A 9571-nucleotide genomic window follows, 5' to 3' on the forward strand; every position below is an offset into this window, starting at 1 on the left:
ATCATCATGTCTGAACATCCCATTACCTCTAAGCATATCGAGGAGGCTGACCTAGGTTCATTAAGTTGAAGCAGTGTTGAGCGGGGATTAGGGTTGGGAACGAGGTTGATCCCCCATCCCCAACCCTTAATTCCCAATTCCTCACCTTCCATAAGAAAAACTCAAGAAACTCTTAAGTTATGCTTAAATATTTGTCATAGTGTGTATTGGTAACGCTCCAGAAACAGAAGCGGCTTGAGTCGGTCTAGTTCTAGTTCAGGCTAAGACAACCAGGTGAAAACCTGTTCCCTTAGTATTCTGCTTAAATTCAGATAGCGGAGGCAGTGGGTAGAATGATCAACGGTTCTGTGTTTCTCAGCTTAAAAGCATCCTGAATCGTGCAAAACCTCAAGGGTGGAGCAAGAGGATGAATAGAGGTAATATCTCAATTAGTAAGCTGCTGGAGCGATTGATGAACTTCATGCCCAGGAGCGATCTCATGCTGCAATTAGAACCCCAATTCCATGAGCAGAGGATGCCTTATTTGACAAAAGCTGCCGTGTTGGTGATTGGCGGTGCTGAAGACAAAGTTCACGGACGGCAAATTCTCAATGCTTTTTTTAATCGAGCGGGGGCAACTGACGCTCGAATTGCTATTATTCCCTGTGCCTCGCGTGAACCTAGCGTGATTGGCAATCGCTATCGCACCATTTTTGAGGAAATGGGGGCAAAAGCGATCGAAATTTTAGATATTCGCGATCGCGAACAAAGCGAAAATCCTGACTGGAAAGATTACCTTGAGCAGTGTACGGGCGTTTTCATGACGGGTGGCGACCAGCTTCGGCTCTGCGGGTTGCTGGCAGATACCCCTATTATGGAAAGAGTCCGCGTTCGGGCACAGTTAGGTGAAATTACTCTGGCTGGTACGAGTGCAGGGGCTGCCGTCATGGGAGAACACATGATTGCTGGCGGCGGCAGCGGCGAATCACCAAATCGATCTTTAGTAGATTTAGCGACTGGGCTAAACATCATTCCTGATGTGATTGTGGATCAGCACTTTCACAACAGAAATCGTATGGCGCGCCTCATGAGCGCGATCTCTATCTACCCCGACAAACTGGGGATCGGCATCGATGAGGATACCTGCGCCCTATTTGAAGACAGTGGCATCTTTCAGGTGATCGGCAAAGGCACGGTTACGGTGATTGATCCCAGCAGCGTTTCTCACACCAATCAATCTGACGTGGGCACTACCGATCCGCTCAGCATCCACAATTTGAGAGTTCACATTCTCAGTCCTGGCGATCGCTACGACATGAACAAACGGCTAGCTCTTGCGACCAGGGCTTAAGGAGTGAGCCAAATTTTAGTCTAATTCAACTCACCTGAGCTCAAAACTGTTCACCGTGAACGGTCTAACAGTTTTCCCAAGCTTGAGACTAGACAGTATTGAATAGCGTCCTTTTCGCCCCAAGCGAGCCGCCAACATTGTTATGAGAATTCTAAAAACCCAAACCTTACGTGGTCCAAATTACTGGAGCATTCGACACCAAAAGCTGGTGATAGTGCGCCTGGACTTAGAAGACCTGGCAGAACGTCCCTCCAATGAAATTCCCGGCTTCTACGAAGGACTAACCGAAGCGCTTCCCAGCTTAATTGAACATTTCTGCTCTCCAGGCTGCCGAGGGGGATTCCTCAGTCGGGTACGAGAAGGCACCATGATGGGACATATCATGGAGCATATTGCCTTGGAGCTGCAAACTCTAGCAGGAATGCCCGTTGGGTTTGGTCGCACCCGCGAAACCGCAACCCCCGGAGTGTATCAGGTGGTGGTGGAATATATAGACGAGCAAGCCGGACGCTATGCCACTAGAGCTGCATTCCGCCTTTGCCAGAGCATTGTTGAAACCGGACACTACCCGCTTGAAGAGTTGGAACAGGACCTGCGCGATTTGCAGGATCTCGGTGCCCAGGCAGCTCTGGGACCAAGTACTGAAAGCATTGTTAAAGAAGCCGAAGCCCGTGACATTCCCTGGATGCAGCTAGGCTCTCGTGCCATGCTCCAGTTAGGGCATGGAGCTTACCAAAAACGAGTGCAGGCAACGCTGAGCAATTTCACTAGCATTTTAGGCGTTGAACTGGCTTCTGACAAAGAAGGCACTAAGAAGATTCTGCAAGACGCAGGCGTCCCTGTGCCGCGTGGAGCAGTGATTCACTACCTGGACGAACTGGAACAGGCGATCGCCGACGTAGGTGGCTACCCCATCGTGATCAAGCCACTAGACGGCAACCACGGACGCGGGATCACGATCAACATTGACTCCTGGGAACTGGCAGAAGAAGCCTATGATGCAGCCAAAGAAGTCTCCAAAGCGGTCATCGTTGAACGTTACTACACCGGGCGAGATCATCGCGTATTGGTGGTTAACCACAAGGTCGTCGCGGTTGCAGAACGGGTTCCTGCTCACGTCATTGGAGATGGCAAATCTACCATTTCTGAACTAGTAGACGAGACGAACCGCGATCCCCGGCGGGGCGAAGGGCACGACAACATTCTCACGCGGATTGAAATCGATCGCACCACGTGGCAACTGCTCGATCGCCAGGGCTATGATCTCGACACCGTCTTGCCTGCCGGAGAAATCTGCTATCTCAGAGCTACCGCAAACCTGAGCACAGGTGGGATTGCAGTCGATCGCACGGACGACATTCATCCCGAAAACATTTGGCTGGCGCAGCGAGTTTCTAGAATCATTGGGCTAGACATTGCTGGGATCGACATCGTCACGGCAGATATTTCTCGTCCCTTGCGTGAAACCGATGGCGTAATTGTTGAAGTCAATGCGGCCCCCGGCTTCCGGATGCACGTCTGCCCCAGTGAGGGCATTCCTCGCAACGTGGCAGAACCTGTAATCAACATGCTGTTTCCGCCCGGAACCCCGACCCGCGTCCCCATCATTGCGATCACGGGTACCAACGGCAAAACCACCACTACACGGCTAATTGCCCACATCTTTAAGCAAACTCAACAGGTCGTGGGCTACACCACCACCGACGGCATTTACATTCAAGATTATTTAGTGGAAAAGGGCGATACGACTGGTCCGCAAAGCGCTCAGGTAATTTTGCAAGACCCAACCGTAGAAGTTGCCGTATTGGAGACAGCCCGAGGTGGAATTCTGCGCTCGGGTTTAGGCTTTAGCTATTGCGATGTAGGCGTTGTGTTGAACGTCGCGGCTGACCACCTGGGAATTGGTGACATTGAAACGGTAGAAGACCTGGCACACCTCAAGAGCGTTGTTGTAGAAACAGCTCGACCCAATGGCTACGCTGTTCTGAATGCTGATGATCCCCTCGTTGCAGCAATGGCACAACGGGTAAAAGCACAGATTGCCTACTTTTCGATGAATCCAGACAACGAATTGGTGCGATCGCACACCCAACGGGGCGGACTGGCAGCAGTCTACGAGAACGGCTACCTGTCCATTCTCAAAGGCGACTGGACCTTGCGAATCGAGCAAGCGGTGCATGTGCCGCTGACGATGGGCGGCCGTGCCCCCTTCATGATTGCCAATGCCCTGGCAGCCAGCCTTACTGCCTTTGCTCAGGGTGTCAGCATCGAAAGTATTCGAGCAGCGCTGATGACCTTCCAGGCATCGGTAGATCAAACTCCCGGCAGAATGAACCTATTTGACCTGGGAGAATTCCATGCCTTGATTGACTATGCCCACAACCCCGCCAGCTATGAGGCGTTAGGCAGCTTTGTCAACAACTGGCCCGGAGAATGCATCGGTGTTGTGGGTGGGCCAGGCGATCGCCGCGACGAAGACTTTATCACGCTAGGCAAACTCGCTGCCGATATCTTTGACCGAATTATCGTTAAAGAAGACGACGACACCAGAGGTCGTCCACGAGGTGATGCAGCCGCACTGATTGTTCAAGGCATTCAGAAAGGAGGAAGCGATCGCCCCTACGAAGTCATTCTGAATGAAACCGAAGCAGTGAATACCGCTCTAGATAGTGCGCCTTCAGGCGGTCTAGTTGTCATTTTGCCGGAAACTGTCAGTCGCGCCATTAGCCTGATCAAAGCTCGACATCCGTTACAACAGCCAACTCCCTACCAAACTGCCAGCATCAGTAACTCCAACGGTGACTATACCGTGACAGTCGAAACTGCTGCCAACACTCAAAACGGCTTCCAAACTGTTGAAGTGCAGGCAGAGGAAGCGACACTGAACTTAGGCGTTAATCGAGGATAAAAGGGTGAACGGTTAAAGGTAGCAAACGTTTACTACCTTTAATCATTCATTTAGTATTTGTCCTCATCCAAATCCTGTTCCTCATCTTCTGAGGGCTGGTTCATTTCTTCCTTGAAGCCCTTCAAGGTTTTGCCCAAAGCGCTACCAAGCTCTGGAATCTTTTTGGGGCCAAAAATTAGCAGTGCGACGACTCCAATAACGCTCACTTCTGCCCAGCCTAAACCTAATGCCATACAGAATCTCCTATCGTTAAGCCCTTTATCCCATTTACTATAGGGCGATTCGGAAAGGAAAGAGCAAGCCTTCCGGTTCTCCTTACTTTCGGGTCAGCGGCAATCCCAGCCAGTCGCTTATCCCATGCGCTAACCATTTCAGTTCCCACTGGTCTAGCAAATCATTCTTACGAAGCTCGTATTTACTATATTTTTGGGGTTTTGGAGCTGTGTCTTCAGTCCAGATAACTAACCTTGATCTAGCTCCAAATCGCTTTGATTGAATCAGGTGTACTGCTCGAATGTCTTGTCTTGAACTAGATTTTTGCTTGAAGTTGAAGCCAAATAACTCGTGCGTTATAGAAATGTGCTGTTGATCAATCCGTAGTCGAATTCGCCCAAATGCTGAAAACAAAACTTTGGGCAAAGGCAATAGCAGCAACAAACCAAGGAGTGCTAATCCTGGCGTTTCTATCGAAATTGCAGTAAGAATCTGAGCGGGAAGCAAGGTATATAGCGCAATCAGTGCAACTTGACTGAGGCTAAACTTTCCCGGAATCAGAACTTCTAGAAAGTCGGGTTGCTGGGTCAGCGAAATTTGGCTTCCAACAGGTTGAGCAAACCCTCCCAATCCCATTTGCTGAATGGAGCTAGGTTGCCCAAGCGCGTCCAGTGCTTTTTGGGCAGAGGCAAACCGCTTTTCTAAACTTGGCTCTGTTAAATGTCTGAGCCAGCTTGCGAAGTCTGGAGAAACATTGGTAGCAAATTCAAACCGAATCCGAAAATCTTGCTGAGGTAAATCTGAGGGATGCTTACCTATCACCAGATAAATCAGGGTTGCTCCCAAGCCGTAGAGATCTGAGGCTGGCACTGCCCGTCCGCCAAATTGTTCAGGCGGCATGTAGCCATAGGTGCCTACTACGGTGATGGTTCCTCCTTCTCTTGCTGCCAAATTTTGAACGGAGCCAAAGTCTACCAGGTAAACCTGACCGGGACTGTTGCCAGAGCGATCGCCTAGCAGCACATTACTCGGCTTAATATCTCGATGTACGACCGCAGGCTGCTGTCCGTGCAAATAAACCAGGATTTCCAGCAGATCTTTGGCGATTTGTTTGACTTCCGCTTCACTGAGCGATCGCCCCGCCTTCAGATGTTCCTCTAGCGTTTTGCCTGCTACATAGGTCTGCACCAGCACAAAACCTCTCAAGCCAGGCAAGTCTAGCTCAAAATAATCCAAATATTGGGGAATGGCTGGATGAGACAGTGCCTTAAGAACTTCGGCTTCTCGCTGAAATAGCTTCAGGTCATGCCATTCGAAGTCATTACCAAATGATAGTAACTTCAGTACAACCTGTGTTTGAGTGTTTAAATCGAGGCCTAAAAAGGTGCGCCGTCCGGCTCGCCTGCCCAACTGCTGCTGGATCTGATAGCGTCCATGCAGTACCTGATTGAGAAGGTTAATGGAGGCTGCATGAGAAGAACTGGGTAAGGTTTCCCTGGCAAAATCTGTCATGTTGGTTAATGTCTGACAATTGGGACCGTAAACCCGTAGCGACCAGTCTTTGCCTGAATGAGACTGCAAAGCAGAATTAGCTCCGATTGATGAAGAAAAGTTTGTAATTGGGTAAAGCTCGACGAGGCTTTTCTTCTTCGGGATCTCCAATGCGCGATCGCCGCTCATACCACTGAGCAACACTTTGTCCAATCGCTCCTCCCACCAATCCCCACAAGACAACTGACGAAAAGGCTCTTACCGTAACCAAAACCAAGGTTATTACATTATAGGAAGCCATATCAGCATCAGAATCTGTAAGTGCTAGCCCGGCAATGATGAAACCCCAAAAAATTATCACTGCCGCAGCGATGCCAGTCAGAGTACCAACTGCTTTGATCGTTTGTCTGTATTTGCGTGGGTGGTGAAGGGGGTAGTATTGCCGACGCGTCCAGATGCTAATTATAAAACCAACCGGAATTCCTGCAAGTAAGCCATACAATACTGCACCTAATAAGCCCCCCAAAGCAGCGTAAGAGAAAATACTGAGAATGTTGAAAACACTTGCGTCAGAAGTTAACCCGATCAGGATTACTATGGACAGAATATCGATTACAGAAATCACTCCTCCAACCACAAATCCCACACTGCAACTGCGCCAAAGGCTGTTCCACAACAGTTCCCCCATCGGCACGACTTCCTTGGGGCATAATACATAGGGGCTAATTTGAGCAGGTTGCTGCAATGCTTCTAGGGCTTGCTCAGCAGAGGAGGGGCGATCGCTCGAATTCGGTGCTGTGAGCCAAGTGAGCCAACTGGTAAACGCGGAGCTAAACTGAGCTTCTGACTCAAATTGAATACAGAGATCTTTTTGAGGTAAATCGGAGGGATGTTTGCCTGTCGATACATAAATTAAAGTAGCCGCCAAACTGTACAAATCTGAAGCAGGCGTAGCGTATCCACCAAACTGTTCAGGCGGCATGTAGCCATAGGTACCGACAACAGTAATGGTGCCTCCCTGACTTGCAGTTAACGTTTGGACGGAGCCAAAATCTACGAGATAAACCTGTCCCGGACTGTTGCCCGATCGGTCAGTGAGCAAAATGTTGCTGGGCTTGATGTCTCGATGAATGACAGGCGGTTGTCGTCCGTGCAAGTAGGTGAGAATTTCTAAAAGGGATTGGGCAATCTGTTTTGCTTCTGATTCGCTAAAGGTGCGTCCTGACTGGACATGTTCTTCAAGTGATCGCCCCTCTACGTAGTTCTGAACAAAGGCAAACCCCTTACCGTAGGTTAATTCCAGTTCAAAATAGTCGAGATATTGAGGAGTTGCCGGATGGGAAAGTGCTTTCAGCATTTCGGCTTCCCGCTGAAATAGCTTCAGATCATCCCACTCAAAATCGTTGTCAAAGGACAAAAGTTTAACAACGACTAACTCTTGGGTTTGCAGGTCACGCGCTAGCAGCGTTCGCCGTCCAGCATTCTTCCCAAGCTGCCGCTGAATTTCGTAGCGATCGTGTAATACTTCACCGGGAGCGTTTTCCTGGGATTGTGTCATACGTAGCTGCTCCCCTATTGTTGTGCGTCATTTATAGCTCATTTTTTTAGATGAGCAGAATCACCTGATAGGGTGACTCTGCTGCCCTTGATCCCAGATTCCTCTAAGCTGGATCAAGCACTTAATTTCTTATAAAACTCCTGTTTCACATGTCAGAAATTACTAAAACCTCTATTCGCGCCCAACAGCATCCTTTAATTCAGCGGCTTGCCGATCGCATTGAAGCAATCTGGCAAGAGCATCTGGATCTGTCTCCTTACCAACTTCCTGAAGATTTGGGCTACGTGGAAGGACGATTGGAAGGGGAAAGGCTGACGATTGAGAATCGCTGCTATCAGTCACCCCAGTTCCGCAAGATGCATTTGGAGCTGGCGCGAGTGGGGACAACGCTAGACATTCTGCATTGTGTAATGTTTCCGCATCCTGACTACGCTCTGCCGATGTTTGGCACAGATTTGGTAGGTGGACGAGGACAAATTAGCGCGGCAATCGTTGACCTCTCTCCAACAAGTAGCGATCGCACATTACCCGAAAGCTATCAGTCCAGATTACAAGCTTTACCCCACATCTTTTTTTCCCAACCGCGTGATTTGCCAGATTGGGGTGATATTTTTTCTGAATTTTGTCTATTTATTCGTCCAGGTAATCCTGAAGAAGAAACGCTGTTTTTGGAACGGGTAGCAGCATTTTTAGAAGTTCATTGTCAGGTGGCGATCGCTACTCCTTCTACGCCAGAGCAACGGTCTGAAATCTTTGCTGGACAGCACTATTACTGCACCAAACAGCAGAAAAATGATAAAACTCGCCGCGTTTTAGAGAAGGCTTTTGGTGATGAATGGGCTGAGCGCTATCTGACAACGGTACTGTTTGACCTTCCACCTGAATAACAACATTAGGCGATCGCCCTCAAACTAAAAGACACGCGTTGCGTCTAGCGATCCTTGAGACGCTGAGCGGTGCGGAGAATTTGTCCGGCGAGAATGGCTGCGCCGAAGCCGTTGTCGATGTTGACGACTCCAATTCCAGCGGCGCAGGAGTTGAGCATGGTTAGGAGAGGGGCAAGCCCACCAAAGTTGGCTCCGTAGCCGATGCTGGTTGGTACGGCAATGACGGGACAATCTGCTAGCCCTGCCACGACGCTAGGAAGCGCGCCTTCCATACCTGCCACGACGATGAGAACATCGGCTTCCTGGATGACCTGGCGATTGCTCAGGAGACGATGAATTCCGGCAACGCCAACATCCCACAGTCGGTTTACCCGAAATCCAGATAGCTCAGCGGTGACGGCTGCTTCTTCGGCGACAGCAAGGTCGGCAGTTCCGGCAGAGAGAAGGCTGATCGCCCCCTCATGCTGAACTTCTGGCATTTCACCATCTGCCGCAGAAGACTGCACCAAAGCGCAAATTCTGGCGAGCTCAAAGTAACGTAGCCCAGGAACCTGTGGCTGAAGCTTTTCGTAAACTTCGGGCGTAATTCGAGTTGCCATCACGACGGGGTTGCGCTGCCGCATTGCGGTCATGATGTGAGCAATCTGCTCCGGCGTTTTGCCTGGACCCCAAATTACTTCTGGAAAGCCAGTTCTGAGCGATCGATGGTGATCAATCTTGGCAAAGTCGGCAACCGGTTCAAAGTCGAAATGCTTGAGTTTGTCGAGCGCGTTTTCTGGGCTGATTTCACCCAGAGCGACGGCGTTGAGCAGATTTTGGAGAGCTTCGGGTTGAGACACGGGGAGGGAGGGATGAGGGATGAAAGGAAATCTTCGTCTCCGGGTTCCACCTGGAGATGCCTACAGCGAGGCTCTGCCTCGTGAAGGAGGGGAGGCGGAGCCTCCAAATCTGCATTCCCAGGCAGAGCTTGGGAACGAGTTAAAAGGCGAACGGCCGTTCGCCCCTACGGGATAGATTCTACCCTTTCATCCCTCATTCCTTCATCTCTCATCCCTTTCATCTACTACTTTAACGTGAGTTCGGGATAAGGAGGGGCGAAATAGATAGAGTTGAAAGTACCTAATTTTTAACTCATCTAACCGCCCCATGCTTAGTCTAGAATCCCTGTTCTGTCATGTCGATGA

Annotated in this window: 8 protein-coding genes; 4 read left to right on the plus strand and 4 right to left on the minus strand. The window is 49.9% G+C overall.

All coding sequences use genetic code 11. The features are described from left to right. The first annotated feature begins 478 nt into the window (after positions 1 to 478). Positions 479 to 1330 (plus strand): cyanophycinase, encoded by an 852-nt coding sequence (locus H6F88_RS10765; protein WP_190642759.1) that lies wholly within the window; start codon positions 479 to 481, stop codon positions 1328 to 1330. Between the two features lie 142 nt (positions 1331 to 1472). Further along, complete coding sequence (cphA, locus tag H6F88_RS10770) at positions 1473 to 4238, plus strand: cyanophycin synthetase (RefSeq protein ID WP_190642753.1); 2766 nt, start codon at positions 1473 to 1475, stop codon at positions 4236 to 4238. A gap of 50 nt (positions 4239 to 4288) precedes the next feature. Here the strand turns inward: cphA and tatA are convergent, their stop codons facing one another. From tatA to H6F88_RS10785, 3 genes are all read right to left on the minus strand, one after another. Further along, positions 4289 to 4471 carry a twin-arginine translocase TatA/TatE family subunit gene (tatA, locus tag H6F88_RS10775; protein WP_190642754.1) on the minus strand — a complete coding sequence of 61 codons (183 nt, stop codon included), beginning with the start codon at positions 4469 to 4471 and terminating at the stop codon, positions 4289 to 4291. An 82-nt stretch (positions 4472 to 4553) separates the two neighbouring features. Continuing rightward, positions 4554 to 6146 (minus strand): serine/threonine-protein kinase, encoded by a 1593-nt coding sequence (locus H6F88_RS10780; RefSeq protein ID WP_347277689.1) that lies wholly within the window; start codon positions 6144 to 6146, stop codon positions 4554 to 4556. Then, on the minus strand, positions 6040 to 7500 hold the full coding sequence (locus H6F88_RS10785) for a protein kinase (RefSeq protein ID WP_190642755.1): 1461 nt from the start codon (positions 7498 to 7500) through the stop codon (positions 6040 to 6042). Before H6F88_RS10785 ends, H6F88_RS10780 begins: the two co-directional genes overlap by 107 nt. A 149-nt stretch (positions 7501 to 7649) precedes the next feature. Here H6F88_RS10785 and H6F88_RS10790 point away from each other — a divergent pair, with 149 nt between their 5' ends. Further along, on the plus strand, positions 7650 to 8387 hold the full coding sequence (locus H6F88_RS10790) for a phycocyanobilin:ferredoxin oxidoreductase (protein ID WP_190642756.1): 738 nt from the start codon (positions 7650 to 7652) through the stop codon (positions 8385 to 8387). Between the two features lie 44 nt (positions 8388 to 8431). Here the strand turns inward: H6F88_RS10790 and larB are convergent, their stop codons facing one another. Continuing rightward, positions 8432 to 9226, minus strand: a complete 795-nt coding sequence (gene larB, locus H6F88_RS10795; RefSeq protein ID WP_190642757.1) for a nickel pincer cofactor biosynthesis protein LarB — start codon at positions 9224 to 9226, stop codon at positions 8432 to 8434. 19 nt (positions 9227 to 9245) lie between these two features. On the opposite strand from larB, the gene H6F88_RS10800 reads away from it, so the two are divergent. After that, positions 9246 to 9401 (plus strand): hypothetical protein, encoded by a 156-nt coding sequence (locus H6F88_RS10800; protein ID WP_190642758.1) that lies wholly within the window; start codon positions 9246 to 9248, stop codon positions 9399 to 9401. The last annotated feature ends 170 nt before the right edge of the window (positions 9402 to 9571 follow it).

The organism is Oculatella sp. FACHB-28, from assembly GCF_014696015.1.
In the GTDB taxonomy this organism is placed as follows: Bacteria; Cyanobacteriota; Cyanobacteriia; order Elainellales; family Elainellaceae; genus JAAUTN01.